This window comes from Frankia sp. Allo2, assembly GCF_000733325.1.
Lineage (GTDB): Bacteria > Actinomycetota > Actinomycetes > Frankiales > Frankiaceae > Frankia > Frankia casuarinae.
Genome location: NZ_JPHT01000018.1, coordinates 35,260 through 61,537 on the forward strand (window position 1 = coordinate 35,260; position 26,278 = coordinate 61,537).

26 protein-coding genes and 1 pseudogene are annotated in these 26,278 nt (G+C 71.8%); 15 read left to right on the forward strand and 12 right to left on the reverse strand.

Translation table 11 applies throughout. The features are described 5' to 3' along the window. Nucleotides 1–4: 4 nt before the first annotated feature. Both ALLO2_RS13580 and ALLO2_RS13585 read right to left on the reverse strand, forming a co-directional pair. On the reverse strand, nucleotides 5–1,495 hold the full coding sequence (locus tag ALLO2_RS13580) for an FHA domain-containing protein (protein ID WP_035732493.1): 1,491 nt from the start codon (nucleotides 1,493–1,495) through the stop codon (nucleotides 5–7). A gap of 230 nt (nucleotides 1,496–1,725) precedes the next feature. Then, entirely contained in the window at nucleotides 1,726–3,510 is a 1,785-nt protein-coding gene (locus ALLO2_RS13585; protein WP_011438346.1) for a glycoside hydrolase family 15 protein, read from the reverse strand. 390 nt (nucleotides 3,511–3,900) lie between these two features. Here ALLO2_RS13585 and ALLO2_RS13590 point away from each other — a divergent pair, with 390 nt between their 5' ends. Beyond that, nucleotides 3,901–4,449, forward strand: a complete 549-nt coding sequence (locus ALLO2_RS13590; RefSeq protein WP_035732495.1) for a hypothetical protein — start codon at nucleotides 3,901–3,903, stop codon at nucleotides 4,447–4,449. 41 nt (nucleotides 4,450–4,490) lie between these two features. Here the strand turns inward: ALLO2_RS13590 and ALLO2_RS13595 are convergent, their stop codons facing one another. Together ALLO2_RS13595 and ALLO2_RS13600 are read right to left on the reverse strand one after the other, a co-directional pair. Next, the gene (locus tag ALLO2_RS13595) at nucleotides 4,491–4,688 is read right to left on the reverse strand and encodes a hypothetical protein (protein ID WP_006541195.1); all 198 of its coding nucleotides are present in this window, start codon (nucleotides 4,686–4,688) and stop codon (nucleotides 4,491–4,493) included. 401 nt (nucleotides 4,689–5,089) lie between these two features. Next, nucleotides 5,090–6,799, reverse strand: coding sequence for a dolichyl-phosphate-mannose--protein mannosyltransferase (locus ALLO2_RS13600; protein ID WP_011438343.1), 1,710 nt, complete (start codon nucleotides 6,797–6,799; stop codon nucleotides 5,090–5,092). Between the two features lie 40 nt (nucleotides 6,800–6,839). Between ALLO2_RS13600 and rsmI the strand changes: the two genes are divergently transcribed. Then, nucleotides 6,840–7,754 (forward strand): 16S rRNA (cytidine(1402)-2'-O)-methyltransferase, encoded by a 915-nt coding sequence (gene rsmI, locus ALLO2_RS13605; protein WP_035732497.1) that lies wholly within the window; start codon nucleotides 6,840–6,842, stop codon nucleotides 7,752–7,754. A gap of 13 nt (nucleotides 7,755–7,767) precedes the next feature. Here rsmI and ALLO2_RS13610 read toward each other — a convergent pair whose 3' ends face one another. Both ALLO2_RS13610 and ALLO2_RS13615 read right to left on the reverse strand, forming a co-directional pair. Continuing rightward, the gene (locus ALLO2_RS13610) at nucleotides 7,768–8,319 is read right to left on the reverse strand and encodes a YdcF family protein (protein ID WP_023840053.1); all 552 of its coding nucleotides are present in this window, start codon (nucleotides 8,317–8,319) and stop codon (nucleotides 7,768–7,770) included. 169 nt (nucleotides 8,320–8,488) lie between these two features. Next, a complete protein-coding gene (locus ALLO2_RS13615; RefSeq protein ID WP_035732499.1) occupies nucleotides 8,489–9,649 on the reverse strand; it encodes an ABC transporter substrate-binding protein in 1,161 nt (386 codons plus the stop codon). 124 nt (nucleotides 9,650–9,773) lie between these two features. Here ALLO2_RS13615 and ALLO2_RS13620 point away from each other — a divergent pair, with 124 nt between their 5' ends. Further along, nucleotides 9,774–10,598 (forward strand): TatD family hydrolase, encoded by an 825-nt coding sequence (locus ALLO2_RS13620; RefSeq protein ID WP_011438339.1) that lies wholly within the window; start codon nucleotides 9,774–9,776, stop codon nucleotides 10,596–10,598. Between the two features lie 116 nt (nucleotides 10,599–10,714). Further along, complete coding sequence (gene rsmA / locus ALLO2_RS13625; RefSeq protein WP_011438338.1) at nucleotides 10,715–11,470, forward strand: 16S rRNA (adenine(1518)-N(6)/adenine(1519)-N(6))-dimethyltransferase RsmA; 756 nt, start codon at nucleotides 10,715–10,717, stop codon at nucleotides 11,468–11,470. A gap of 62 nt (nucleotides 11,471–11,532) precedes the next feature. Here the strand turns inward: rsmA and ALLO2_RS13630 are convergent, their stop codons facing one another. The 3 genes from ALLO2_RS13630 to glmU form a co-directional block, all read right to left on the reverse strand. Further along, on the reverse strand, nucleotides 11,533–12,558 hold the full coding sequence (locus ALLO2_RS13630) for a tryptophan--tRNA ligase (RefSeq protein ID WP_035732503.1): 1,026 nt from the start codon (nucleotides 12,556–12,558) through the stop codon (nucleotides 11,533–11,535). A gap of 111 nt (nucleotides 12,559–12,669) precedes the next feature. Further along, nucleotides 12,670–13,644, reverse strand: coding sequence for a ribose-phosphate diphosphokinase (locus tag ALLO2_RS13635; protein ID WP_011438336.1), 975 nt, complete (start codon nucleotides 13,642–13,644; stop codon nucleotides 12,670–12,672). A gap of 269 nt (nucleotides 13,645–13,913) precedes the next feature. After that, complete coding sequence (gene glmU, locus ALLO2_RS13640; protein ID WP_084588434.1) at nucleotides 13,914–15,524, reverse strand: bifunctional UDP-N-acetylglucosamine diphosphorylase/glucosamine-1-phosphate N-acetyltransferase GlmU; 1,611 nt, start codon at nucleotides 15,522–15,524, stop codon at nucleotides 13,914–13,916. Between the two features lie 702 nt (nucleotides 15,525–16,226). Between glmU and ALLO2_RS13650 the strand changes: the two genes are divergently transcribed. Further along, entirely contained in the window at nucleotides 16,227–17,246 is a 1,020-nt protein-coding gene (locus tag ALLO2_RS13650) for an acyl-CoA desaturase (protein ID WP_023840057.1), read from the forward strand. A 25-nt stretch (nucleotides 17,247–17,271) separates the two neighbouring features. On the opposite strand, the gene ALLO2_RS13655 is transcribed toward ALLO2_RS13650, so the two are convergent. The 3 genes and pseudogenes from ALLO2_RS13655 to ALLO2_RS13660 form a co-directional block, all read right to left on the reverse strand. Beyond that, entirely contained in the window at nucleotides 17,272–18,555 is a 1,284-nt protein-coding gene (locus ALLO2_RS13655) for an ABC-F family ATP-binding cassette domain-containing protein (RefSeq protein WP_369808158.1), read from the reverse strand. Between the two features lie 83 nt (nucleotides 18,556–18,638). After that, a pseudogene (locus ALLO2_RS28285) lies at nucleotides 18,639–19,110 on the reverse strand (ATP-binding cassette domain-containing protein); the annotation flags it as partial. Beyond that, entirely contained in the window at nucleotides 19,107–20,156 is a 1,050-nt protein-coding gene (locus tag ALLO2_RS13660; protein WP_023840058.1) for a 4-(cytidine 5'-diphospho)-2-C-methyl-D-erythritol kinase, read from the reverse strand. The pseudogene ALLO2_RS28285 and the gene ALLO2_RS13660, both read right to left, overlap by 4 nt. A gap of 425 nt (nucleotides 20,157–20,581) precedes the next feature. On the opposite strand from ALLO2_RS13660, the gene ALLO2_RS13665 reads away from it, so the two are divergent. The 10 genes from ALLO2_RS13665 (at nucleotide 20,582) to ALLO2_RS13710 (ending at nucleotide 26,276) form a co-directional block, all read left to right on the forward strand. Beyond that, nucleotides 20,582–21,067 (forward strand): Asp23/Gls24 family envelope stress response protein, encoded by a 486-nt coding sequence (locus ALLO2_RS13665; protein ID WP_023840059.1) that lies wholly within the window; start codon nucleotides 20,582–20,584, stop codon nucleotides 21,065–21,067. A 56-nt stretch (nucleotides 21,068–21,123) separates the two neighbouring features. Next, nucleotides 21,124–21,561 carry a hypothetical protein gene (locus ALLO2_RS13670; RefSeq protein WP_198031003.1) on the forward strand — a complete coding sequence of 146 codons (438 nt, stop codon included), beginning with the start codon at nucleotides 21,124–21,126 and terminating at the stop codon, nucleotides 21,559–21,561. Next, on the forward strand, nucleotides 21,558–21,896 hold the full coding sequence (locus tag ALLO2_RS27275) for a hypothetical protein (protein ID WP_049760994.1): 339 nt from the start codon (nucleotides 21,558–21,560) through the stop codon (nucleotides 21,894–21,896). Before ALLO2_RS13670 ends, ALLO2_RS27275 begins: the two co-directional genes overlap by 4 nt. Nucleotides 21,897–21,956: 60 nt before the next feature. Next, the gene (locus ALLO2_RS27280; RefSeq protein ID WP_011438329.1) at nucleotides 21,957–22,256 is read left to right on the forward strand and encodes a DUF2273 domain-containing protein; all 300 of its coding nucleotides are present in this window, start codon (nucleotides 21,957–21,959) and stop codon (nucleotides 22,254–22,256) included. Next, the gene (locus tag ALLO2_RS13685; protein WP_023840061.1) at nucleotides 22,253–22,636 is read left to right on the forward strand and encodes an Asp23/Gls24 family envelope stress response protein; all 384 of its coding nucleotides are present in this window, start codon (nucleotides 22,253–22,255) and stop codon (nucleotides 22,634–22,636) included. The genes ALLO2_RS27280 and ALLO2_RS13685 overlap by 4 nt, the downstream gene beginning before the upstream one ends. 134 nt (nucleotides 22,637–22,770) lie before the next feature. Continuing rightward, complete coding sequence (locus tag ALLO2_RS13690) at nucleotides 22,771–23,346, forward strand: DUF6286 domain-containing protein (RefSeq protein ID WP_011438328.1); 576 nt, start codon at nucleotides 22,771–22,773, stop codon at nucleotides 23,344–23,346. Beyond that, on the forward strand, nucleotides 23,343–24,011 hold the full coding sequence (locus ALLO2_RS13695) for a hypothetical protein (RefSeq protein ID WP_011438327.1): 669 nt from the start codon (nucleotides 23,343–23,345) through the stop codon (nucleotides 24,009–24,011). Before ALLO2_RS13690 ends, ALLO2_RS13695 begins: the two co-directional genes overlap by 4 nt. A 177-nt stretch (nucleotides 24,012–24,188) precedes the next feature. Continuing rightward, entirely contained in the window at nucleotides 24,189–24,809 is a 621-nt protein-coding gene (locus ALLO2_RS13700; RefSeq protein WP_035732506.1) for a 50S ribosomal protein L25/general stress protein Ctc, read from the forward strand. Nucleotides 24,810–24,842: 33 nt separating this feature from the next. Further along, a complete protein-coding gene (pth, locus tag ALLO2_RS13705) occupies nucleotides 24,843–25,436 on the forward strand; it encodes an aminoacyl-tRNA hydrolase (protein WP_011438325.1) in 594 nt (197 codons plus the stop codon). A gap of 186 nt (nucleotides 25,437–25,622) precedes the next feature. After that, nucleotides 25,623–26,276 carry a PIG-L deacetylase family protein gene (locus ALLO2_RS13710; RefSeq protein WP_035732509.1) on the forward strand — a complete coding sequence of 218 codons (654 nt, stop codon included), beginning with the start codon at nucleotides 25,623–25,625 and terminating at the stop codon, nucleotides 26,274–26,276. Nucleotides 26,277–26,278 lie beyond the last annotated feature (2 nt).

Genomic DNA, 26,278 nt, shown 5'->3' on the forward strand with positions numbered 1-26,278 from the left:
GTGGTCAAACGTGCAGGTGGGAGTTGAAGACGAACGTCCGCTTGCCCACCTGCACGCGGGTGCCGGGGATCAGGGGAGCCGGCTGGTGCGGGCTCAGCGGCGTCCACACGGTCGCCTCCGGCGGGGCGATGTAGGTGCCGTTCGCCGAACCCTGGTCGGTGATGACCGCGTCCCAACCGTTGAGGGTGATGACGGCATGCACCCGGGAGACGGCGCTCTCACCGTCCTCGACCGGCAGCGCCCGTGCCTTCCCGGCCCGGACCGCATCGTCGCGGTCCGGCTGGCGGCCGATCACCAGGTCCATGTCGACGTTCATGGTCTGGCCGTCGTCGAAGACGAGGACGCCGACGGGCGGCCGGGGACCCCAGACCGTGCGGGTGTTCTGCTGGGCGAGCGACAGGCCGCACTCGGAGCAGTACGGCGCCTGCGGGTGGTTGAAGTGGCCGTTGGCGCACAGCACACCCTCGACCTGAGGCTCGCCGCTGCTCGGCAGCATCGTCGGTGCCTCGTCGTCCTCGATGAGGTCGGAGACGGTGAAGCTCTGGCCCGGGAGCTGGGTCAGGGCGTCGTGCTCGTCGTCGGTGAGGTCGTCGCCCAGACCGTCGGAGAGGCCCTCGCGGTGGCCGACGGGCCCGGCGTGGCCGTGCCTGCCACCCAGATCGCTCCCGGCACGCGGGACCGAGTCACGCTGGGCCAGCTCGGTGGGCGGATCTTCGTCGAGCTCGTCGAGCTCGTCGAGGTCGGCCGCCTGCGTCGGTTCGGCGGCGGCGCGGCGTCGATGGGCCTCCTCCTCCTTGCTGAGCAGGGGGGCGAGCGCCGGCGGGGTGGTCGGCATCGGATCGGGGGCGCGGGTTCCCGGCGTGGGGATGGGCGCGGCGCCGGTCATCGGCTCCCGGACCGGATCGAATCCGGCGAGCAGCTGCTCGGCGGAGGCCTTCGGCGCGGGCAGCGACGGCGTGTCGCTGAGCAGCAGACTCACCCCGATCCCGGGCACGGCCCCGATGCGCAGGTCAAGCGGGAAACCGAGATCGCCGAGCCCGCCGGGGAAACCCGTCGGCCCGACCAGGCCGGTGGGGCCGACGTCGATCCGGCTGATCTCGGTGGGCAGTAGCCGGTCGACCCACGTGGCCGAGTCGACGCCGGAGAGCGTCACTCCGCAGCTGCCCGTCGCGACGACGTCCATCGCCCCGTGGACCAGCGCGGCGACCNGGTCATTGACCGTGGTCAGCAGGCTGAAGTCGGGCACCCGATCCGGATCGGCATCGGCCAGCAGCCCCGCGACCCGACGCACCAGCCGGCGACCCATGGTCGACGCGGTGGCGCCCACCTCGGCAGCGACCTCGGCGCACAGCGCCAGCAGCCTGGTGGTCGTCTCGGCCGTCTCCGCCCGGCCGGCACAGGCGACGATGAGTGCGCCGGGCAGCCGGACGACCACTCCCGTCCGATCNCCGCGCCCGGATNCCACGNCCNCCCGNAAACGGTCCAGTCCCGCCATGACCTCGCCCCTCGTATCCCGCACCCCGGAGGATCCCGACCTTGAAGGATCCCGCATTCCGAACATCGGTGCCGATCTTCAGGCTATCGGCTCCGGTGCGTGTCCTCGCCGCCTATCCTGCCGTGCCGCGCCGGCACCGGAAACCGCCTGTGGTCACCGCGCACCTGTGGTCACCGCGTACCTGTGGTCACCGCGTACCTGTGGTCACCGCGCACCTGTCCTCGGGTCGGTCACCCCAGCGCGCGGTCGAGATGGATCGCGGCACTGATCAGGGCGAGGTGGGTGAACGCCTGCGGGAAGTTGCCGAGCGCTTCCCCGGAGGAACCGATCTCCTCGGCGTAGAGCCCCACATGGTTGGCGTAGGTGAGCATCTTCTCGAAGACCATCCGGGCCTCGGCGACCCGACCGGCCCGGGTCAGTGCCTCCACGTACCAGAACGAGCACAGGTTGAAGGTGCCCTCGTCACCCGTGAGGCCGTCGCTGCCGTCCGCGGCGTACCGGCGCACCAGACTGTCGCTGACCAGGTCCCCGCTGAACCGTTCCAGGGTCGACAGGAACCGGGGGTCGGTGGGGCCGGAGAACTTCACCAGCGGCATGCACAGCAGGGATGCGTCCATCCGTGGTGAGCCGGGGAACTCCATGTAGGCGCCGCGGGCGGGGTTCCACGCCTCGTTCTGGACGAACCGGTAGGCCCGCCCGGCGTAGTCCTTCCATTCGTTCGTCGGCCCGGGCAGGCCGCGCTGGCGCGAGATCCGGCAGGCCCGTTCGAAGGCGACCCAGGTCATCACGGCCGAGTAGGTGAAGCGCTGGCGCCCACCCCGGGTCTCCCAGATGCCCTCGTCCGGTTCGTCCCAGTGCCTGGCCAGCCAGTCGAGCTGGCGGCCCAGCGCCTCCCAGAGCTGGAAGGAGATCGGGACCTGCTTGTTGTACAGGTACACCGAGTCCATCAGCTCGCCGTAGATGTCGAGCTGGAGCTGCGTGGCGGCGGCGTTGCCGATGCGCACCGGCTTCGAGCCGCGATAGCCGGACAGCTGGTCGAGGACCAGCTCGTCCAGGTCGGCGTTGCCGTCCACGCTGTAGAGCACGTAGAGCCCGCAGTGCTTGGGTGCCTCGTGACATCGCTGTTCGAGCCAGTCCATGAACGCCGCGGTCTCGTCGGTGAATCCGAGCGCCATCAGCGCGTACACCGTGAAGGCCGCGTCGCGGATCCAGGTGTAGCGGTAGTCCCAGTTGCGCACGCCGCCGAGCTCCTCGGGTAGCGAGGTGGTCGGCGCGGCCACCAGCGCCCCGGTGGGCCGGTAGACGAGCAGTTTGAGGACGAGAGCGCTGCGTAGCACCATCTCCCGCCACCGGCCGTGATAGCGCCCGCGCCGGATCCAGGCCTGCCAGTAGTTCAGCGTCCGGGTGAACAACGTCTCCGCCTCGCCGATGATCAATGGGCGGATGGTCGAGTTCCATTCGAGCACGATGTCGGCACACTCGCCCATCGCCAGCTCGAACTCGGCGACCACGGCCGTGGCCTCGACGCGCAGCGGCAGGGCCGTGCGCAGCACAAGGGTGCCGGCGGTCGACTCGAACACCGCGCCCGAACCAGGCACCAGGGTGACGGTGTGCGGGGCCCGGCCGTAGTCGAACCGGGGGTCGCAGCGCAGCCGGAACGTGGCGGTTCCACGCACCGCTCGGGCCTGGCGGACCACGACGTGCGGTGTCTCGGTGACGTCGCTGTCCACCGGGACCATGAAGTCGATGACCTCACCGACCGCGCGGGGGGCGAGGAAACGGGTCATCAGGATGTTCGAGTCGGGGAGGTAGAGCTGCCTGGCCCGGGAGTCCGGACAGTGGATACGGAACGATCCGCCACGGTCGGCGTCCAGCAGACTCGCGAAAACCGACGGCGCGTCGAAGCGCTGCGGGCAGTACCAGTCGATCGTGCCGTCCGTGGCGACCAGGGCCACGGTACGCAGGTCGCCGATGACCGCGTGCTCTTCGATGGGCGGATAGTCGGTGTCGGGCATTCGTGGGCTCCGCGAAGCGTGACCGGCCGAGGTCGGCCGTGGGGGTTGCGGACAGGGGGGAGGATGGACCGTGTCGCCGCGGCCCGCTAGGAGCCGCCCGCGTCCTCCGACCGCCGCCGGTCGCCACGCGATTCGGTGGCAACCAGGCGAAGGTAACCCGTGGCGGAGTCCACGGGACCATCACCGGGCATAAGCCACAGTGGCCGCGGCGAGCCGGTGAACGTGCGATGCCGGCGGTGGTTCGCGGCCACATCGGTGGCTACCAGGATCGTTGGCACCGGTTCACCGGTGCGAAACGGTGGTTCCCGGCGCGGGNGTGCGGGNGTTGCGGATGCGCCCTGGTGGGGTCTCGGCGCTCGGGCCCTCACAGTGGCCACCTACGATCACGCCATGGCCGCCCNCCCGCCGATCGCCGAGGACGGTCGTGCCGCGTTGGTGATGTTCGCCCGGGGTGACCGGGTCTTCCCCGTTGACGACCTCGGTGGCGGGGTCTGGTCGCGGCGCGGCACGGTACTCGCCGTCCACCCGGCCGGCCGTCGCGAACCGGCCGGGAACGCCGACCCCGTGCGGGTCGAGTCGGCCCGCGGCGTGACCCCCGTCACGGCCCGAGCGACTGTGCTGTGGGACGACGGCACCGCGGAGGTGATGGCGGAGGACCAGCTGTGCCTCGTCTACGACCAGGAGGCACCCGTCGGTATCCGGGTCGTCACGCTGCCGATGGTCGAGCCGGTGGACGTGGTGCAGCACGGTGGCCACGTCGTGCTGGTCCTGCGCGACGGTCTACTGACACCCGCCGACGTGGAGATCCTGCGCGGCAAGCTGCGCTCGGTGCGTGCGGCGCTGGCCTCCACGCGGCCGGATCCGTCGTCCGTCGCCGAGCTGCGCCGCCGGGATCTCGACCTGCTGCGGGCTCTGATCGCCCAGCTGACCGGGGGATAGCCCGACACCGGGGGGACAAGCCCGGCTCGGTGCCGGATGGCTCAGGACGTCGAGTAGGGACCGGGGCGCACCCCGGGGCCGTAGGCGTTGCCGTTCATGCCGGCTCGCGGCTGCTCGGTCATCGCCTGGCTGACCTTCGACGCGATCGCCTCCGTGAGCCGGATCGCCTGGGTCAGCGACAGGTTCAGCACGATCTCGCTGTCATCGGTCATCGCGAAGCGTACCGACACATCCGCCATGGTGGTTCCTCCCAGTCTCGGCCCGCCCGACACCCGTCTCCGGTGGTTGGAGGTCGGAGGGAGGCCCGTTTGGGCGCTCACTGCCGCACGGCCTCGGGGCATGGTGACCACCCCACCCTCTCGGATCGACTTCTCGAGCTGTACGCGACCCCCCCGTTCAAGGGCCAGGGCGGTGCTGCTAGTGGCATCCTGGTCCGACTCTTCGTGACCGTCCAACTTCGATAACCCCTGTCGCCGCGGCTGTCGCCGTTCCAGCTTGCCGATTCGTAATGGTTGCATCGCCTACGGTGGTGATGCCACGAATGGGGTGCGGAGCCGTGAGTCGGATCACGTTGAGGCGACGCCGTGGGGCCTCGTCGGGGGTCCACGGGTCGGCGCTGTGGGCCTGGTGTGGTGTCCTGTCAGATCCAGCCCGGGAACCACATCCGGGCGCGCCACGAGGAGTAGGGGATCACCTCGGCGGCCAGGATCGGGTAGAAGTACGCGAAGAGCAGCACGACGATGATCGTGTAGACCCCGACCGACAGCGCCCCGACCAGGCGGCGGGTCTCCGACGCCTCGCGCGGGCCGAGGACGAGCCCGGCCAGCGCCGTGATGGCGAGGACCAGGAACGGCAGCGACGGCAGCGCGTAGAAGAAGAACATCGTGCGGTTCGGGAACAGCAGCCACGGCACGAAGGCCGAGCCGAACCCGACCAGCACCAGGGCCGCCCGCCAGTCCCGCCGGGAGACCCACCAGGCGAGCATCGCGACCAGTGCCGCCGTGCCGACCCACCAGATCGCCGGGTTGCCCAGGGCGATGACCTCCCGGGAGCAGCCGGCCGGATCGTGGCAGCCCGAGGTCCCGTACGCCGGCGAGGAGTAGTAGTACGCGACCGGCCGCGCCATCACCAGCCAGCTCATCGGATGCGACGCGAAGGCGTGCCCCTCGTGGAGTCCCTCGTGGAACTTCAGCACCGCCATCTGGTACTTCCACCAGCCGTGCCACGCGGCGCCGAAACCGTTGCCGTAGTAGTGGCGGTAGTAGCCGCCGTCGGTGACGAACCAGCCGGTCCAGGTGGCGAGGAAGGTCACGATGGGGACGAGTACGAACGCGGCGAACCAGGCCGGGCTGTCCCGGCGCAGTGCTCCCAGCACGGGTCGGCGGGCTCCGCCGGTGCGCCGTGCTCCGATGTCCCACGCGAGGGCGAGCGCCGCGAAGCCGATGATCGTGTAGAGGGCGCTCCACTTCACCCCCATGGACAGTCCCAGGGCCGCTCCGCAGGCCAGCCGCCAGGGGCGGAACCCCAGCCGCGGCCCGTACATGTCGAGGAGGCGGTCGGCCCGGGTGGGCGGAGCCGTCGTGGTCGGGCCGCCGTCCGGGCCGGCGTCCGTACCGCCGTCCGGGCCGGCGGCCTCGTCCCCCAGGGGTGCTGAGCCGGGGCTGGAACCAACCGGTTCCAGCCGGTCGGCGAGCCGGCGGCGGCCGTCGTCCCGGTCGAGCAGCAGACAGGCCAGCGCTACGACGACGCCGGTCATCAGGAAGATGTCGAGGATCCCGATGCGGCTCTGCACGAACTCCAGCCCGTCGAGGGCGAGGAGCAGACCGGCGAAGCAGCCCAGGAGCGTGGAGCGGAACATCCGTCGGGCGGCGCGGGCGAGGACCAGGACGGCGAGCGTCCCGAACAGCGCGGACGAGAACCGCCAGCCGAGCTCCGGACTGCCGTGCGGGACCCCGGCACAGTCGGTATAGCCGAACAGGCCCTCGGAGGCGGCCATCAGCCATTTGCCGAACGGCGGATGGACGACGTAGGCCGGACCGGAACAGGTCGTCGAGTTGATCTCATACCCGGCCGTCAGCAGGCCCCAGGCGTCCTTGGTGTAGTAGACCTCGTCGAAGTAGATCCCGCGGGGCTCCGTGAGGTGCCAAAAACGCAGCAGCCCGGCGACGATCGCGACGGACAGGGTCGCCAGCCACCCCATGAGCGGCGACCGCGGCATCGGTGGACACAGCCGCTCACGCACCGAGAGCGCCCGACCGCCGGCCGGGCCGGCGGAACCCGGGCCGGTCACCCGCGCCGCGTCCCCGCGACCGGTCGCCGTCCAGGGCAGGTGAGCCGTCGTCGCCGTCACACCGATCAGGGTAGGTCCTGGCTCCTGACAGACTGGTCGGGTGTCCGGGACCCTGGTGCTGTGCGGTGCCCCCATCGGCGACGTCCGGGACGCCAGCCCTCGGCTCGGCGAGATCCTCGCCACCGCGGATGTGATCGCCGCCGAGGACACCCGCCGGGTCCTACGGCTGGCGCACGCGCTCGGCGTGACGGTGTCCGGGCGGATCGTGTCGTGCTACGACGCGGTGGAAGGCGCCCGGGCCGCCCAGCTCACCGACTACCTGCGCCAGGGCGCCACCGTCGCGCTCGTCACCGACGCCGGGATGCCCGCCGTCTCCGACCCCGGGTTCCGGGTCGTGGCCGCGGCCGCCGCCGCGGGGATGGCCGTGACCGTCGTTCCCGGTCCGTCCGCCGTCACCGCGGCCCTGGCCGTCAGCGGGCTGCCGACGGACCGCTGGACCTTCGAGGGCTTCCTGCCGCGCAAGGGCGGCGATCGGCGTGGACGCCTTCGCGACCTGGCCGGCGAGCCGCGGACGATGGTGTTCCTGGAGTCCCCGCACCGGCTCGTGGCCGGCCTGCGCGACCTCGTCGCGGCCTTCGGCGCCGACCGGCCGGCGGTGCTCTGCCGCGAGCTGACGAAGACCTTCGAGGAGATCGTCCGCGGCGACCTCGCCGATCTGCTCGGCTGGGCCACCGACGGCCGGGTCATCCGGGGGGAGTTCACGCTGGTGGTCGCCGGCGGTGCCCGGGGCCGGGCCGAGCCGAGCGGGGCCGAACCAGGCGGGGCCGGGCTGAGCGGGGCCGAACCGATCATCGACGGCAGGATCCTCGTCGCCGAGGTAGCCCGACGAACCTCGGTGGGGATGTCCCCGAAGGACGCGCGCAAGGCCGTGGCCGCCGAGTACGGCGTCTCCCGCAACGAGGTCTATGCCGCGGAGCTCGCCGTCCGGGCCGGGGACCGGGCTGGCGGGCGCTGAGCACGGTCGGCGGTCAGCAGTGGCGTTGGAGAACGAGGGCCTTGCCCAGCGCCGCCCACTCGTAGGCGATCACGTACGGCCAGGCCCGGCGGGGGGGCGGGACCCCCTGCATCCGCGTCTCGCCGTCATAGCAACGGGCGAGGCGCAGCCGGGCGCGCGTGCTCTGCGAGGTCGAGGCGACGACTATGAGTGAATGCCACCCGCGGCGTGCCGCCGCCGCGGAGGTCCACCGCGACTCGCCCTGGGTCGTCCGCGGATCGGGCGAGAAACAGATCACCTCCACCCCGGGAATGGGCCCGGGGCACGGGTCCTTCTCCGTCGGCGCCGAGACCGCGAGCACGGGTGCGTAGCCGGCCCGCGCGAGTGCGACGGCGCGTTCGAGCCGTCCCGGGCTCCCGGCGAACATGACGATCGCGTCCACCGGGGCGGGAGCATCCTGGTGCGGAAAGACGAACAGCCGGGCCGTCGCCACCGCGAAGGCCACCGTCAGGCCGCCGAGGATGCCCACCGCGGCCCGGCGGCGCCACGGCCTCGTGGGAACACGACCGAGTGGACCCGCCGTCATGTTTCCCCCTCCGCGGCCCGCGCAGGTGCCGCCGTAGAGCTTCTCAGTACCACGGCGGCACCCGAACCAACCACCGTTCACCCGCTCCGGGTGGTCCACCGCTCCGGACGGTTCACCCGCTCCGGACGGTTCACCCGCCCCGGACGGTCCGCTGGCGGCGGAGAGCCACTCACGTGGTGGGGAGTGTGCGTGAGGCCGGAGGCGTCCGAGGCTGCGTGGGCGTGGGCGTCCCCGGCGAAGTCCGAGACGCCATCCCCGGTCGGCTGGTGAACAGCCGGGGATGGGCGAACGGTGCCCGCGCCGACTCACGGGGCCAGACCGTCCGGGAGGCACCGGCCTGCCACTGCACGATCGGGATCTGGTGGCCGACCTGGAGCCCCGTCGCCTCGTCCAGCCGGAAGCGACCGAGCAACGTGGTCGTGTCGATGCCCCGGGCGGCGGCGAGCACGGAGGCATCCTGCACGCCTCCGCAGTAGCGAATGGCCCGTCCCAGGATCAACCCGGTGACGTAGGCCCAGGCCGCCGTTTCGGTCGGCGCGACGCCGTGCAGGGCGGTGAAGTCGGCGGTGAACTCCCGCGCGGTCGGGCCGGTCGCGGTCGGCTGGGTGCTCTCGGGCATCCAGCTGCCCGGCGCCAGCAGCTGCTCGCGCAGGTCGCCCAGGCTCGCGGTGGCCTGCGCGCTGACGGCNGNGGAGAANGCGGCCGCCCGCCACGGCCGGCGCAGCAGGATGTTCGCCGCCGCCAGCTCGTCGTCCGGGCCGGCGTGGACGATGAGGATGTCGCCCGGGGGCAGCCGGGTCGCGGCGAGGGCGGCCTTGCCCGGGGGGAAGACGTGCGAGGCCACCTCGAACGACTGCGCCACCGCGGCGGCCTTCGTCACCGATGTGATCTCGACGGCGGTGTCCCCGGAGGCGAGCAGGACGACCTTGCGGGCCCGTCGATCGGCCGCCCGTACGGCGGCGAGGACCCCGCGCGGCCAGGTCGAGGTGGCCGCGGCGATGTTCACGACGTTCGGGAACGCCTGCCGGACGAAGCGCGTGGACGGGGCGCCGGTGTTGAAGACCACCCGGTCCGTCGAGGCGCAGGCCGCGAGTGCCGCCCGGTGGCCGTAGGGTCCGAGCAGGGCGTCCGGCCCCGCGGCCACCGCGGCGCGCATGGCGGCGGCCGAATCGGGATACGCGTCGTAGGCGGTGAGACTCACCTCGTCCCAGGGCAGTGGGAGGCGTTCGTCACGCGCCCACAGGGTGACCCCTCGTAGCCCGGCGAGGCCTTGGGCGGCATCGGGACCGGTCAGCGGGGTGACCAGGGCAACGGTCAACGGTGTCGTCATCGCGTGGGGTCCTTGCGCTTGCTCACCCGATTAGCGTCCCATGCCGGGTTGTCTGGCACACCCGGCGGCGGTCGTAGACTTCAGACCTCAGGAAACGAAGGGCGGGCACGAGAGGGCGGGTGAGGTGGCGCGAAACTCTGGCCGGTCGGGTGATCCGCCGCCACCGCCGGACCCTCTTCCCGTGGCCGTGGTCGACAGCCACTGTCATCTCGACCTGATGGGCACCGAAGTTCCGGCGGCGATCGCGGCGGCCCGGGCGGTCGGTGTCACGCGGGCCGTCACCGTCGGCATCGACCTGCCCACCAGCAGATGGCAGGCCGAGGTTGCCGCGGCGCATCCGGAGATCTACGCCGCCGTCGCGATTCATCCCAACGAGGCGGCCCGGGGGGTCACCGAGGAGACGTTCGCCGCCATCGCCGAGTTGGCCCGCGCCGATCGCGTGCGCGCGGTCGGCGAGACGGGCCTGGACTACTTTCGCACCCCACCCGAGGCGCATGCCGTGCAGCAGGAGAGCTTCCGGCGCCACATCGCGATCGCCAAGGAGACCGGCCGGGCGCTGATGATCCACGACCGGGACGCCCACGACGACACGCTGCGTATCCTCGCCGAGGAGGGCGCCCCGGAGAAGGTCGTCTTCCACGCCTTCTCCGGGGACACGGCGATGGCGAAGATCTGCGCGGACGCCGGGTACGTGATGTCGTTCGCCGGCAACGTCACCTTCTCCAATGCCGCCAATCTGCGGGAGGCGGCGGCCGTCGCTCCGGCGGATCTCATCCTGGTGGAGACCGACGCGCCGTTCCTCACCCCGACCCCCTGGCGGGGCCGGCCCGGCGGCCCGTACCTCATTCCGCTGACGCTGCGGGTGCTGGCCGAGACCCGCGGCGTCGGCGTCGCCGAGCTCGGCACGCACATCGCCGCGAACGCGGAGCGGGTGTTCGGGCCCTGGTAGACACCGACGCGCTGTTCTCGCCGGCTGAACTTCGGGCCCTCGCGCACGAGCTGGGCCTGCGGCCGACGAAACGGCGCGGACAGAACTTCCTCGTTGACGCGAACACCGTCCGCCGGTTGGTGCGGCTCGCCGGCGTCGGCCCGGACGACACGGTGCTGGAGATCGGGCCAGGACTCGGGTCGATGACCCTGGGGCTCGTCGAGGCGGCGAAGGCCGTCGTCGCCGTCGAGGTGGATCGCCCCCTCGCCGCGGCCCTGCCGGTGACCGTGGCCGCCCGGCTGCCGGCCGACGTCGCCGAGCGGTTGCGCGTGGTGGCCGCCGACGGTCTGCGGGTCACCCTGGCCGACCTGCCCGCCGACGTGGCCGCGCCCGGGGTGCTCGCCGCGAACCTGCCCTACAACATCGCGGTGCCGCTGCTGCTCGGGCTGCTGGAACGGCTGCCCTCGCTGCGCCGTGGGCTGGTGATGGTCCAGGCGGAGGTTGCCGACCGGCTCACCGCGCCGCCGGGCAGCCGGGTGTATGGGGCGCCCAGCGTCAAGCTGGCCTGGTACGCGCACGCCCGGCCGGCCGGCGCGGTGCCCAGACCGGTCTTCTGGCCGCAGCCGAACGTTGATTCAGGGCTGGTGGCCTTCGCCCGCAGGCCCCTGCCCGGTCCGGCGCGGCTGCGGGCGGACGTGTTCGCCGCGATCGATGCCGCGTTCGCGCAGCGCCGCAAGACCCTGCGTACGGCCCTGGCGCCCTGGGCCGGATCGCCCGCCGCCGCCGGGGACTTGGCGCGTGCCGCCGAGGTCGATCCCGGTGCCCGGGGCGAGACCCTCGACATCGCGGCCTTCTGCCGGCTGGCCGCTGCCCGCGCCGCCCGCTCCGACTGAGCCACCCGGCGCAACTGAGCCACCCGGCGCAACGGCGGGGAAGGGCGCAACGGCGGGGGAGGTCAGAGGTGCGAGATCCCGATCGCGCGCCGGACGCCGGCGAGCACCGGCCGGGCCCGGTCGCGGGCCCGCTCGGCACCCGCCGCGAGGATGCCGTCCAGCTCGCTGTCCGGGGCGATGAGCTCGGTGTAGCGCTCCCGCAGCGGTGACAGCCAGTCGTTGAGCGTCTCGAACAGGGCGTTCTTCACCTCGCCCCACCCGGTGCCGCCCTGCTCCAGACGGCCGCGCATCTCCTTGATCGTTTCTGGAGTCGCGAAGTTCTCGAGCAGAACGAAGGCCGCGGAACTGTCCGGGTCCTTCGGGTCCGCCAGCGNTGTGCTGTCGCTCACGATCCCACGGACGAGTTTCCGTAGCTGCTTCTCCGGCGCGAAGAGGGGGATTGTGTTCCGGTATGACTTGCTCATCTTGCGGCCGTCGATGCCGGGCAGTACCTTCGCCGAGCTCCCGGCCGGGAGGACCACCTCCGGGATCTTCAGGCTGAACACGTCGCCGAACAGATGGTTGAAGGAGCCGGCGATGTCGGCGGCGTATTCCACATGCTGCGACTGGTCCTGGCCAACGGGGACCACGTCGGCATTCATGATGAGAATGTCGACGGCCATCAGAATCGGATAGTTGAACAGGCCCATGTTGATGCCGGCGTCCAGATCGGGGACGCCGGCCTCGGCGTTGCGGTCACGGGCCGCCTTGTAGGCGTGGGCCCGGTTCATCAGACCCTTGCCGGTGACGCAGGACAGCACCCAGGTCAGCTCGAAGATCTCGGGGACGTCGGACTGGCGGTAGAAGATCGTGCTCGTCGGGTCGAGCCCGAGCACGAGCCACGTGGCCGCCACCGAGCGGGTATAGCTCGCCAACTCCTCGCGACTACGCACGGATGTCAGGGCGTGATAGTCGGCGACGAAGTAGATCGACTCGTAGGCCGAGGTGAGCTCCAGCGACGGCCGGATCGCTCCGATGTAGTTGCCGAGGTGCGGCTCGCCCGTCGGCTTGATCCCGGTGAGAGACACCTTCGGCTGTTGCGCTGCCATGGCAGGGCAGTCTACGGACGCGGGGCGGCCGCCGGGACGCCCCAGGTCGTTCGCCGCGGCCGTTCGCCTGCCCGCGCCTGTCTCGCGGCGGGGNGGGGATGCGAGCCTCGGTCAGGCGTCTCCGCCGAACAGGCCGGTCACCGACCCGTCCTCGAACACGGCCTTGATGGCCGCGGCCAGCAGCGGGGCGATGGACAGTTCGGTGATCTTGTCGATGCGAGCCTCGCTGGGCAGGGGCAGCGTGTTCGTGAGGACGACCTCGCTGATCTCCGAGTTCTTCAGCCGGTCGGCGGCGGGGCCGGAGAGCACGCCGTGGGTTGCCGCCGCGATGACGCCCGCCGCGCCGTGCTCCTTGAGTGACTCCGCGGCCTTCGTGATCGTGCCGGCAGTGTCGATCATGTCGTCGACGATGACGCAGGTCCGTCCGTGCACCTCGCCGACCACGTCGAACATCTTCACCTGGTTGGGAACGTCCGGGTCACGCCGCTTGTGGATGATGGCCAGCGGGCAGCCGAGCCGGTCGGTCCACCGCTCGGCCACGCGGACCCGGCCCGAGTCGGGGGCGACGACGGTCACCTCGGACGTGTCCAGCTTGGACTCGATGTAGTCGGTGAGCAGCGGCAACGCGAAGAGATGGTCCACCGGCCCGTCGAAGAAGCCCTGAATCTGGGCGGTGTGCAGGTCGACCGACATGAGCCGGTGCGCGCCGGCGGTCTTGAACAAATCGGCGACGAGGCGGGCCGAGATCGGCTCCCGGCCACGGTGCTTCTTGTCCTGGCGCGCATAGGGGTAGAAGGGCGCGACGACGGTGATCCGTTTGGCGCTGGCCCGCTTCAGCGCGTCCACCATGATCAGCTGTTCCATCAGCCAGGTGTTCACCGGAGCCGAATGGCACTGGAGCACGAAGGCGTCGCAGCCCCGAACCGATTCGGAGAAGCGGACGAAGATCTCGCCGCTGGCGAATTCGTAGGCATGGGTGGGGACGGGCTCGACGTCGAGCGCGGCCGCGACCTCCGCCGTGAGGCCCGGGTGCGAACGTCCCGCGAAGAGCATCAGATTGCGCCGGTTCTCGGTCTGGTAGGCCACCGCGTACTCCTCGGGCGTGACGGGATGATCGGGCTGGCGTGATCGGGCTGGCGGGGGCAGCCCCCGGGCGGGNGACCCGTCCGGGGGAACGGCCGTGAGGCTGCACGGTTCAACACTCGGGCATACCCGGCCCCGCCCCTGTTTGCGCAGGCGGGATGGTACCCACGTGCCCGGATCGCCGCCTGCGGACCCCGGGCGGCCGACCCGGGCGGGGCAGGTCGGGCGGTGTGCATCCCCTCGCTGGCCAGAAGGTTTGGACGGACGTCTCTTTACGTTCTGCTCCCCGCGCCGGGAATGCCAGCGATGCCGGCCTCGCCCTCGCCGGTATGCGGCAACTCACTCCGGTGCGCCACGTCACCCTGATGAGCTGGGATCGGCACGGCGGCCTCGGCCGCGGACGGTTGCGGCATTTCATCGGGATGCTCGGGATCCCCGACGCTGCCGGGGGCCTGGACGCCGGCAGCGGCGGCCGCTCGTGCCGCCGGGCTGCCGGGACGGCGGCGGGAGACCCAGCCTTCGATGATCCGTTGCCGCCCCTCCCGGACCGCCAGCGCGCCCGGCGGAACGTCCTCCCGGATCACGGATCCGGCGCCGGTGTAGGCCCCGTCCCCGACCGTGACCGGAGCAACGAGCATGGTATCGCTGCCGATCCNGACGTCCGAGCCGATCACCGTGCGGTGCTTGGCCACCCCGTCGTAGTTCACGAAGACCGTCGTGCATCCGATGTTGCTGCGCTCGCCGACCACCGCGTCGCCGACATACGCCAGATGCGGGACCTTCGTCTGGTTCCCGAGATCGGCCGACTTCGTCTCGACGAAGGAGCCGATCTTGCCTTCGCGGCCCAGTCGGGTGCCCGGTCGGAGATGGCTGTAAGGCCCGACCACGGCCCCGGCGCCGATCTCGGCCCGCTCGGCCGTGGTCCGCAGGACGGTCGCGCCCGCGCCTACCGTCGTGTCCGTCAAGGTGCATTCGGGGCCGATGACGGCGCCGCGAGCGACGTGCGTCCGGCCGTGCAGGAAGGTGTTGGGGGCGATAGTCGTGTCCGGTTCGAGAGTGACGTCGGCGTCGATCCAGGTGGTCCGCGGGTCGACGACGGTGGTGCCGGCGCGCATCGCCGCCTCGACGATCCGGTCCCGCAGCACCCGTCCGGCGGCGGCGAGCTGGACGCGGTCGTTCACCCCACCGGCCTCGCCGGGATCGTCCACGACCCGCGCGGCCACCGGCTGCCCGGCGGCGACCAGCAGCCCGACGACGTCGGTGAGGTACTCCTCGCCTTGAGCATTATCCCTGGTCAGCCGCGCGAGCGCGGTCTGGAGCGGGCCCGCTGCGAACGCGTACACGCCGGTGTTGATCTCTCGGATCGTCGCGGTGGCGGCGTCGGCGTCGCGATGCTCGACGATGGCCCGGACCGCGCCGTCGCCGTCGCGCACCACCCGGCCGTAACCGGTGGCGTCGTCGATGACGGCCGACAGGACCGTCGCCGCGGCCGCCCGGGCATGGTGCTGGGCCACCAGGGCAGTGAGTGTCGCGCTGGTCAACAGCGGGGTGTCGCNGGGCAGCACGACCACCGTGTCGCCGGGCGCCAGCTCGCCGAGCGCCGCCAGGGCCACCCGGACGGCGTGGCCCGTGCCGTGTTGGCGGTCCTGGACGACCGGGACGACCTCGGGAGCCTGCTCCGCCAGCATCGCCGCGACCTGTTCGCGGCCGTGGCCCACGACGACCGCGGTACGCGCCGCCGCGAGGGCTCCGGCCGCGCTCAGCACGTGGTGGAGAAGGGAGCGCCCAGCGATGTGGTGCAGCACCTTCGGTCTCGTCGAGCGCATGCGCTTGCCTTCGCCCGCTGCCAGGATGATGACGGCCACCGGACGTGATGATGTCACGCGATCTCCCGAGTCTTCGGACCTGGACAGCGGTGGGGCGACGGCGCCCACACTACTCGTCGACCGGAAGGCGCCGGCAGATGCCACGGCCATCCCGGGAACACGCCGGCCCCGGACCGGGAAATGATGTGGGCCTGGCCACCGCCGTGGTGATGGTGCGGCGGCGGTGCTTCCGGAATATTCTTTTCGATGGTATTACTGGTGGTGCCTGGTAGTGCTCCGCCGCCACGACTCGAACGTGGACTAAGAGAACCAAAATCTCCTGTGCTGCCGATTACACTACGGCGGACCGCGAGAAAACACGCCAACTCTACCATCGTGGGGTGGCTCGGATGGTAAAAGCCGGGCCGCCACCGGCTACCCGGCCCGCCGGCCGGCGCGGGCGGCCGGCGCGGGCGGGCGTCCCGGACCGGGTTTGGCCGGCTGTCGTTCATCTCTTCGTCGCCTGACTGTCACTGACTGTCACCGACTGTCGGCTGATGGCGTTAAATGTCATTGGATGTCATTATTTGTCATCGGCTTGTCATCGACCTGTCGGTGATCGTGGTGCGCGGCGGTGCCGATCGATCCGGGTCGGGTCGGCGACGGATGGTTTGTTTGCGTGGCGGACGTGGAGGAGGGGGGACGTTGTCATGTCGGCGGGCTACCGTGGCGGATGGAGCGCCGGCACAGTGGGCCAGCCGCGACGGATGGAACGAGGCAATGACCGCTACCGACACGGTGACGCCGAGCGATAATCGGGCNCCGCGGGACAACCGCGAACCCACCACGGGTCCGGTTCCCCGCCGGGCTGATCCCGCGAACAGCCGCGGTAACGCCACGCGGCCCCGCTCGATGGCGAAGGCCCACGCCGAGCAGATCGTGATGGTGGTGACGATCGTGGTGCCGCTGGTCGCCCTGGCGGTCGCGATCCCGGCGATGTGGGGGCAGTGGATCTCCTGGCGGGACGTCGTCCTCGCCGTGGTGTTCTACGGCATCACCGGCCACGGCGTGACGATCGGCTTTCACCGTTACTTCACCCACCGCGGCTTCCGGACGTCCAGGCCGGTGCGGATCGCGTTGGCGGTCGCCGGCAACATGGCGATCGAGGGTCCGGTCATCCGCTGGGTGGCCGACCACCGGCGTCATCACGCCTTCAGCGACACCGAGGGCGACCCGCACTCGCCGTGGCGTTACGGTCCGGGGACGTGGTCGCTGATCAAGGGTCTCTGGCACGCCCACGTGGGTTGGCTGTTCGACGTCGAGCAGACCGACCAGCGTCGGTTCGCCCCGGACCTGCTCGACGATCCCGACATCATGAAGGTCAGCCGCTCGTTCGCGCTGTGCGCGTTCGCCAGCCTCGCGCTGCCCGCCGTGATCGGCGGCCTGTGGGGGGGTTCGTTCGCCGCGGCGCTGGAGGCGTTCTTCTGGGCCGGGCTGGTCCGTATCGCGCTGCTGCACCACGTCACGTGGTCGGTGAACAGCATCTGCCACGTCCTCGGCTCGCGTCCCTACCGGTCGCGGGACCGGTCGACCAACGTGTGGCCGCTGGCCCTGCTGTCGATGGGCGAATCCTGGCACAACCTGCATCACGCCGAGCCGACCTCGGCCCGGCACGGGGTGCGGCCCTGGCAGATCGACACCAGCTTCTACCTGATCAAGATGATGGAGACCGTTCACCTGGTGTGGGACGTCCGCTGGCCGGACCCGGCGCGTCTCGCGGCGAAACGCGCCACCGCCTGACCGGACGGCGGGTGGCGGTGGCTTGTCAGCCNCCCTCGATCTCGGCGGCGAGGGTGAGCCAGGCCTCCTCGGTGCTGTCCTTGTCCGCGACGACGGCGCGCAGCTCGGCGTCCAGCGTCAGCAGACGCTCGTGATCCGTCGCGGCCTCGGCCAGCTCGTGATGCAGCTCCTGCTCGCGTCGGCTCAGGCGATCCAGGGCGCGCTCGAGCCGGGTCAGCTCCTTGCGGGCGGCGCGCAGCTCGCCCCCGGACAGGACGGGCGGCCCACCTGTCCGCCCGGCTTCGGCGACGGTGGTGGTCTGTCCGCCCGCTCCGCAGCCGGCGGCCGACGAACCCCGGGATGACGGTGCCCGAGCCGCGGCGTCCTGCCGGGCGGCCGCGCGCCGGGCGAGGTACTCCTCGATGCCGCCGGGCAGCATGCGCAGGTGCCCGTCGCCAAGTAGCGCCAGTGTCACGTCGCAGGTGCGTTCGAGGAAATAGCGGTCGTGGCTGACCACGATCAGGCTGCCCGGCCACGAGTCGAGGAGGTCCTCGAGCGCGGTGAGGGTGTCGGTGTCGAGGTCGTTGGTCGGCTCGTCGAGGAGCAGCACGTTCGGTCTGGCCATCAGCAGGCGCAGCAGCTGCAGCCGGCGGCGTTCGCCGCCGGAGAGGTCCCCGACCCGCGTCCACTGCCGTGACGACGGGAGGCCGAACTGCTCGAGTAACTGGCCGGCGGTCCGTTCCCGGCCCTTCTCGACCTCCAGGACCTGCCCGACCTGTTCGACGGCCTCCAGCGCCCGCAGCGACGCCGGTAGTTCGGCAATCTCCTGGGACAGCAGGGCCGGTCGCACGCTGGCCCCCACCCGGACCCGGCCGGCCTCCGGCGTCACCGCACCCAGCAGCACGCGCAGCAGGGTGGTCTTGCCGGCTCCGTTGACACCGACCAGCCCGATCCGGTCCCCCGGTCCGACCAGCCAGGTGACGTCGTCGAACAACGTCCGGTCCCCGATCCGGACCGTGATGTGCTCGGCGTCGTAGACGTCCTTGCCCAGCCGGGATGCCGCGAAGCTGCGCAGCGCCATGGTGTCCCGGGGCGGCGGCTCGTCGGCGATCAGCGCATTGGCGGCGTCGATGCGGAAGCGCGGCTTACTGGTCCGGGCGGGCGGGCCGCGGCGTAGCCAGGCGAGTTCCTTACGCAGCAGGTTCTGGCGCCTGGCTTCGGTGGCGTCGGCCCGCCGGGTGCGTTCGGCCCGCGCGAGCACGTACGCTGAGTAGCCGCCCTCGTACGCGTCGACACGCCCGTCCACGACTTCCCAGACCCGTCCGCACACCTCGTCGAGGAACCAGCGGTCGTGGGTCGCGACGAGCAGTCCACCGCGGAAGCCGGCTAGATGCCGGGCGAGCCAGGCGACCCCCTCGACGTCCAGGTGGTTCGTCGGCTCGTCCAGGATCAGCAGGTCGGTGTCCTGGACGAGGAGCCGGGCCAGCGCCACCCGGCGGCGTTCCCCGCCCGACATCGGTCCGACCGGGTCGTCGAGCCGTTCGAGCAGCCCGAGCCCGGCGAGGATGCCCCGCTGCCGGGGATCCGCCGCCCACTCGTGCTCAGCGACGGTGCCCACGACAATCTCGCGCACGGTGCGCTCGGCGGGGAGCACGTCGGCCTGCGCCAGGGTGGCGACCCGGGTGGAACCGGCGGGCACGACCCGGCCGGCGTCCGGGGCCACCTCGCCGGCGATGATCCGCAGCAGGGTGGACTTCCCGGCCCCGTTGCGCCCCACGACCCCGATCCGTTCCCCGGCGCCGATCCCCAGGCTCACCCGGTCGAGCAACGTCCGGGTGCCGAACGCGGCGTTGACGTTCTCGAGGCTGACCAGGACGGCGCTCACGGCGCTTCGCCTGCTCCCTCCACCATCCTGGCGCCGCTCGCCGGCCCGGAGGCCCGGCGTACCGCGCGGGCGACCCCCATCCCGGCGAGGCTCGCCGCGAGCGCGATGCTCTCCTGCGCTCCGGCCGCGAGGAAGGCGCAGGTCGGGCCGGAGCCGCTCACGATCGCCCCGACGGCTCCCAGCTCCCGGCCCGCCTCCAGGACGCGGCGCAGGGACGGCCGAAGCCGCAGCGCTGCCGGCTGCAGGTCGTTGACCAGGGCGGCTCCGAGCTGGCCGGGGTCGCCGGTGCGCAGCGCGGCGAGCACGTCGTCGGCGGGGGTCGGGCCGGTCCGCAGTTTGCCCTCGGTCAGCCGGTCGAACTCCTTGTAGACCGCGGGGGTGGACAGGCCGCCGTCGGCGAGCGCGAACACCCAGTAGTACTCGCCCGTCGCCAGGACGTCGGTGAGCTGCTCGCCGCGCCCGGTGCCGAGTGCGGTGCCGCCGGCCAGGGGGAACGGGACGTCGCTGCCGAGCTGGGCGGCGAGTCGGGTCAGGGTCGCCCGGTCCAGGCCGGTCTGCCAGAGCGCGTCGCAGGCGACGAGCGCCGCCGCCGCGTCGGCGCTGCCCCCGGCCATCCCCGCGGCGACGGGGATGCCCTTCGTCAGGGTGAGATGAACCCGTTCCGAGGTGATGCCCGCGGCCTCGGCAACCAGGTGAGCGGCCCGGACGGCGATGTTGTCCCGGCCGGTGGGGACGATGGAGACCTCCGGCGTGGACGTCGCCGGACCCAGCGACGCCGGGTCGGCGCCCTCCCCGGACACCTCGACGGTCACGACGATGTCCCCGCTGGACCGGCCGTTCCCGTCGAACCCGCCGTTCCCGTCGGACCCGCCGTTCCCGTCGGTGGTCGATGGCCCCGGGTCGTGGAACCGCGGGGGATCGACGGACGTCGCCGAGACGTCGTCGAACAGCGAGACGGCCTGCAGCACTGTGATGACGTCGTGGTAGCCGTCCGGTCGGAGCGGTCCGACGCCGAGATGCAGGTTGACCTTGGCGGGGGCTCGCACGGTGACGGTGGCGGGGCCGGCTCCGACGCTTCGGCGCGGACCCGGGTGGGATCGAGGCAGCGGATGCTCCTTCGCTCGGACGCACGCGCGCCCGCTGGGCGGCGTGGCGTTCGGTGGCGGCCGGCACCCAAACCTATCCGCCCACGCCGGGAGCGGATGAGCGTCCGCCCGCGAAGGATCGCGAGGGACGCAGCGAATCGGCCCCCGGCGACGCGGCGGGGACGATGCGCGCTTCCGTTCAGTGATCGTAGCTGTGCCGACGGGAACGGGTTGTTGTCCGACCGGAGAATTCGGGTATCCCTGATCGTGAACGGCCGCACCGGAGAGCGCCCGGACGGATCGTCCCTCGACGTCCCGCTCCTGGTCGGACCTGACCCCTTCCACCGCTTCGGGCGCTCCGACGATGCCGGCCAGGAAGGAGCACCATGACCACCACAACCAGCGCGGCCGGGCCCGAGGCGAAGGCCTCGGACGCAGGTGGTGCGCGTCGCACCACCGTGCCGGAGCGCAAGACATCCACCGAGCTGGTGACCGGCCGGGGCCGGACGTCGATCGCGGACGCCGTCGTCAGCAAGATCGCCGGTGTCGCGGCACGCGAGGTCTCCGGGGTACACAACCTGGGCTCGAGCGGGGCCCGCGCGATGGGTTCGTTCCGGGCCCGCATCCCCGGCGCGTCGGCCAGCGTCTCCCAGGGGGTCGCGGTGGAGGTCGGGGAACGGCAGGCCGCGATCGACCTCGACGTCGTCTGCGACTACGGGGTCTCCATCGTGGATCTGTCCCACTCGATCCGGCACAACGTCGTCACCTCTGTGGAGGGAATGACGGGCCTGGAGGTCACCGAGGTGAACATCGCGATCGATGACGTCTACATCGGCGAGGAGGAGTCGGAAGAGTCGCGGCGGGTCGAATGAGCACGAACCCGACAGCGGCCGGGCCGGNGAGCGGGNTCGCCTGGAACCCGGATGCCGTGGCCCGGACCGTGCTGTCCTGTCCCGGTGTCGTCCGGCTCATCGGCGCGCCGGTCCGGCACAAGGATCGTCACCGTGTTCCGGACGGCGGGGCGGGTGCCGCGGCCGAGGTCGCGACCTACCTTCCGGGCCGCCGGGNGGAGGGGGTACGGGTACGGCCGGACGGGATCCTGGTGCAGATCGTGTGCCGGTACGGGGAACGGCTCGGTGAGCTCGCCGCCCGGGTGCGCGCCGCGGTGCTGGTGGTCGAACCCGGCTGTCCCCGGGTCGACGTCGTCATCCGTGATCTGGCAATTCCGGATCCGGACCTGTCGTGTCCGCAGGGGCCGGACGCGGCGGTAGTCGGTCCGGGGACGCCCCGTTCGGGGGTGCCGGGTGCGGGGGTGCCGGGTGCGGGGGTGCCGGAGATGGGGGTGCCGGAGATGGGGGTGCCGTGACCTCCGATCGGCGGCAGGAGTCATCCCGACGCCAGCTCGACGCCGCCCGACGCAGGGCCGAGATCCGCGCGTTCATCCGCACGCACCATCCGGATCGGGGAGGTGATCCACAGGCGTTCGCCGCCGGCCTGCGGGCCCTGCGATCCACGCCGGATGGGCCGGACGGGCCGGGTGTTCCGGGTGTCCGCCTCACCACCCATCACCGGCCCAACGCCGCGGACATCCTGTTCGCCTGGGTTCGCGGTCGCGGGCGCCGCTGTTCCGACTCCACGCGTCGGTGGTGGTCGCACCGCCGGGCGCGGTTCGGCCCCGGCCGTGGTCCTCGGGTGCGCTGAGGCGACACCGGGTCCGCGGGACCGCACCCCGGGCTCGGTTCCATGTGACGATCACGCGGGATGCCCCTCGATCTGCCGGTCCAGAGGGGCGGACCGGGTACTGCGGCCGGGCTGGACGGGGCCGGGCTGGACGGGGCCGGGCTGGATGGGCCAGGAAAGGGGAAGAGCCACATGCGATCGAGCGCGCTTGGCCTGATCATCGGTCTGATCGCCGGACTCGCCCTCGCCTTCGGGGGCTTCAGCGAGTTTCTGATCGTGCTGGTCTTCGGTGCGATAGGGCTGGTCATCGGCAAGGTGGTGGATGGTGATCTCGATATCACCCGTTATGTGGGCGGTGACCGGCGTCGGGGGCGGCGGTGAACGAGAGGGAGCGTGCGCGACCGGGCCGTCCCGCGGGTAGGCGGGCGGGGGCCGGTTCCCTGCGGGTGGCGGACCGGGTTGTCGAGAAGATCGCGGCCATGGCGGCGGCGGATGTCGTCGGCGTTACCGGACCGCCACGCGGATTCCCGCGCCATGGCGGCGCGCGGCGTCGTGGGCGTGCCGGGCGGCCACGGGTCTCGGCGAAGATGGAGGGAGCCACCGCCCGACTGACGATGTCGTTCTCCGTGCGTTACCCGATCCCGGTCACGGAGACGGCCGAGCTGGTCCGTTGCGAGGTGCGGGACCGGGTCGCGGCGCTCACGGGTGTGCGCGTGGCACATCTGGACATCGATATCCCGTCGCTGCCCTCCGATGGGTAGCGGCCCTCTTCTGTCCCTCCGGTTCGCGTTCAGACCACGGGTAACAGACCACGGGTAACAGACCACGGGTAACAGACCACGGGTAACAGACCACGGGTAACAGACAAGGTTGGGCTCGGTGAGGGGAGGGTGCCGTGCGGGTGGGGCGCAGGATCGTCGCCGGACTGCTCGCCGCGCTGATCGTGGCCGCCGGGGTCATCACCGTCATCGAGATCGTGGCCGCGGCCGGCGGTGGCAGGGGCTACGTCGTGGTCGACTGGCCGGCGTGGGCGGACGACCTGGCGGACACGGCCTGGTCCTCCGGGCCGGTCCGACTGGCCGCGGGGGTCTGCGTTCTAGTTGGCCTGCTGCTGATCTGGCTCGGAGCGCGGCGCGGAACGCCGTCCCGACTCGCCGTGCGGCGCGGCTGCGCGCAGACCATTGTCTTCGTCGAGCGGCGAGGGGTTGCGCGGGCGCTGCGCTCCGCAGCCCTGACCGTCGACGGGGTGCGGGCCGCCCGGGTTCGGGTCCGTGACCGGACCGCCGACGTCCGCCTGCGCCTTCGGCAGCGTGTCGCCGGTGGCGCGCGGGAGCGCGCGGGTGCCGTCCTGGCCTCTACGCTTGTCTCCTTCGAGCTGGCTGAGCCGCTCGAGCTGCGCATCCAGGCGACCCCGCCGGCCGCGGACCGGACCGTCAACGGGGCGGACCGGGCCGCNGGCGGTGCGGCATGACCGAGACGCGGGCAGCGGGCGGGCAGGCCGCCGAGGGCCGCTCGGCGGGTGGCGGGGTACCCGCGGAGCCCGGNGGGAGGCCGGCCGGGCTGTCCGAGCCGCCGCCCGACCGCCTCAACCGGGTCGCCCTGGTCGGAATCGGGTTGCTCTGCCTCGCGGCCGGTGTTCTCGCGTTGCTGGTGGGGGCCGGTGCGTTCGGAAACGACGTCGCCGACGAGGCGGTGCTCGACGCCGACACCCGTTCCTACCCGACCTCCCACGCCTGGTTCTGGCTCGTCGTGGGGATCGGTTCCGGGCTGGTCGTCCTGCTCGCCCTCGGGTGGCTTCGGGCGCAGACGGCGCTGGCGGCGCGGCGTCGTGGACTCTACGTGACGGATGATGCGCTCGGCGGTGTCCATTTGTCCGCCGCGGCACTGACCGACGCCGTCGAGGACGACGTGCTCGGGATCGTGGGCGTCGAGGCGGTGCGGGCGGTGCTGCGCGGCCGGCGGGAACCCGTGCTGGAGATCGCGGTCACCGTTGTCCCGGGGCCGGGGGTCGCCGGCGTGCTCGACGACATCCGTGGCCCGGTGCTCCATCGAGCCCGGACCGCGGTCGGTCGTCCGCGGCTACCCGCCAAGGTGGAGGTCCGCCCCGCTGCCACCATCCGGCCGCAGGTGCGCTGAGGTGCGGCCCGGCGTGACCGGGCAGGGTGACCAAGGCCGCGACGCACCCAGGGGCTTGACAGAACGGGGTCGTTTCCCCCATGCCATGGCGCGTCCGGTACTGTGAAGGACCGCGCCGCGGTGGTTCCACCGCCCTCCGGCGCCGGATCCCCAGTTTAGGAAAGGATGAGCGCCGCCATGTCCGAGGTCCGCATCGCCGCGGAGCCGCGCACCGAGTTCGGTAAGGGCGGGGCTCGTCGCACCCGTCGGGCCGGCAAGGTCCCGGCTGTTCTCTATGGTCACGGTAAGCCGCCGCGTCACATCGCGCTGCCCGCACACGACCTCCTCCACGCCTTCAAGACCGACGCCGGCACGAACGTCCTGTTGACGCTCGAACTGGCCGAGGGGACCGAACTCGCGCTCGCGAAGGACGTCCAGCGCCACCCGATCAAGGGCAGCTTCGAGCACATCGACCTCGTGCTCGTGGCCCGGGGCGAGAAGGTCGTGGCCGACATCCCCGTGCAGGTGATCGGGGAACCACACCCGGACACCCTGGTCGACCAGCAGGTCACCACGATCGCGGTGAAGGCCGACGCCACCCGGCTGCCCGGCCCGATCGAGGTCGATATCACCGGGCTCGAGCCAGGTACGAGCATTCTCGCCCGCCAGCTGGTCCTGCCGGCCGGCTCCGAGCTCGACGCCGATCCCGACCTGGTCGTCGTGCAGTGCCTGGCCAAGCGGACGAACGCCCAGCAGGAGGCCTCGCTCGGCGAGACTCCGGTGGCGGAGGAGGCCGGCGTCGCGAGCGCGTCCGTCTAGGCGGATCCGCTCCATCGCCGATGTCGCCTGCCGATGATGATCACCCCGACCGGCGATGGGCCCTGGCTCGTCGCCGGTCTCGGCAATCCCGGACCGACCTATGCCGGGAATCGGCACAACGCCGGCTTCATGGTCGTGGACCTGCTCGCCGAGCGGACCGGGTCACGGCTGAAGTCGCACCGTTCCCGGGCCGATGTCGCAGAGACCCGCCTGGCCGGGGCGCGGGCGGTCCTTGCCCGTCCGCTCTCCTTCATGAATCTCTCCGGCGGTCCTGTCGCGGCGGCCCGGAGCTTCTACAAGGTCGAGGTCTCCCGGCTCATCGTGGTGCACGATGAGCTTGACATCCCCTTCGGGGCAGTGCGGCTCAAACGCGGCGGTGGGGACAACGGCCACAACGGTCTGCGGTCCATCTCCTCAGCGCTCGGGACGCGGGACTATCTGCGGGTCCGGGTCGGCATCGGCCGTCCGCCCGGCCGGATGGATCCGGCCGACTTCGTGCTGCGGGACTTCACCTCGACCGAACGCCGTGAGCTGCCCCTCCTGCTCGAACACGCGGCCGACTCGGTCGAGATGCTCATCGCCGACGGTCTGGAGCCCGCGCAGAACCGCTATCACGCGTTGCTCTGAACCGCTCGACGGACGCCGCGTGTTTCTGCCGGTCCGGCGGGCACTCCGGGTGCTTGGCTACTTCAAGTGTTGGCATGGATGCGAAAGGTCAACGGCATGGCCGGTTGCCGGGGAACCGGGGAGCGGAGGCTTCGTGCACTGGCATGAGGGGGAGAGAAAGGGCGGGCGAGCGCGGAGGAGTGCCGGATGCTGGCGTTGACGGCGGGCCCGCCGGCCGATGGTCGGGCGTACAGCGTCGTGGCCCTCGGGGCACATGCGGACGACGTGGAGATCGGCGCCGCTGCCACGATCATGCAGTTGCTGGCCGCCCATCCGGAGGCCACCGTGCACTGGGTGGTCTTCTCGGGCGAGGGCGAGCGCGGCTCGGAGGCGGAGGAGAGCGCGCGTGAACTGCTCGGCTCCTCGCTCGGTTCGCTGCACCTGCACGAGGTCCGGGACGGTTTCCTCCCGCGGGAGTGGAGCGGGGTCAAGGAGGTCCTGCTGCAGATCGCCCGCCAGGTCACCCCGGACATCGTGTTCGCCCCGGCGCTCGCGGATGCCCACCAGGATCACCGGGTGCTCGGCGAGCTGGCGTGGCAGGCCTTTCGCGGGGCGCTCATCCTCGGCTACGAGATCCCGANATGGGAGGCTGACCGGCTGTCCCCCAGCCTGTACGTCCCGATCCTCGAGGAGACGGTCGGGGCAAAACTCGATCATCTCAAACGTCATTTCCGCAGCCAGCAGGACCGCGCCTGGTTCGACGACGAGACCTTCCGCGCGACCCTGCGGCTGCGCGGCGTAGAGTGCGGGACGCGCTACGCGGAGGCGTTCGACGCCCGCAAGGTGATGCTCACCTTCTGATA

What these genes read in the sequence shown, in the direction of transcription:
- ALLO2_RS13585 (WP_011438346.1), bottom strand. Translation starts at nt 3,510, where the DNA reads ATGCCCGACACCGACTATCCGCCCATCGAAGAGCACGCGGTCATCGGC.
- ALLO2_RS13610 (WP_023840053.1), bottom strand. Translation starts at nt 8,319, where the DNA reads ATGACGGCGGGTCCACTCGGTCGTGTTCCCACGAGGCCGTGGCGCCGC.
- ALLO2_RS13595 (WP_006541195.1), bottom strand. Translation starts at nt 4,688, where the DNA reads ATGGCGGATGTGTCGGTACGCTTCGCGATGACCGATGACAGCGAGATC.
- ALLO2_RS13665 (WP_023840059.1), top strand. Translation starts at nt 20,582, where the DNA reads ATGACCACCACAACCAGCGCGGCCGGGCCCGAGGCGAAGGCCTCGGAC.
- pth (WP_011438325.1), top strand. Translation starts at nt 24,843, where the DNA reads ATGATGATCACCCCGACCGGCGATGGGCCCTGGCTCGTCGCCGGTCTC.
- ALLO2_RS27280 (WP_011438329.1), top strand. Translation starts at nt 21,957, where the DNA reads ATGCCCCTCGATCTGCCGGTCCAGAGGGGCGGACCGGGTACTGCGGCC.
- ALLO2_RS13700 (WP_035732506.1), top strand. Translation starts at nt 24,189, where the DNA reads ATGTCCGAGGTCCGCATCGCCGCGGAGCCGCGCACCGAGTTCGGTAAG.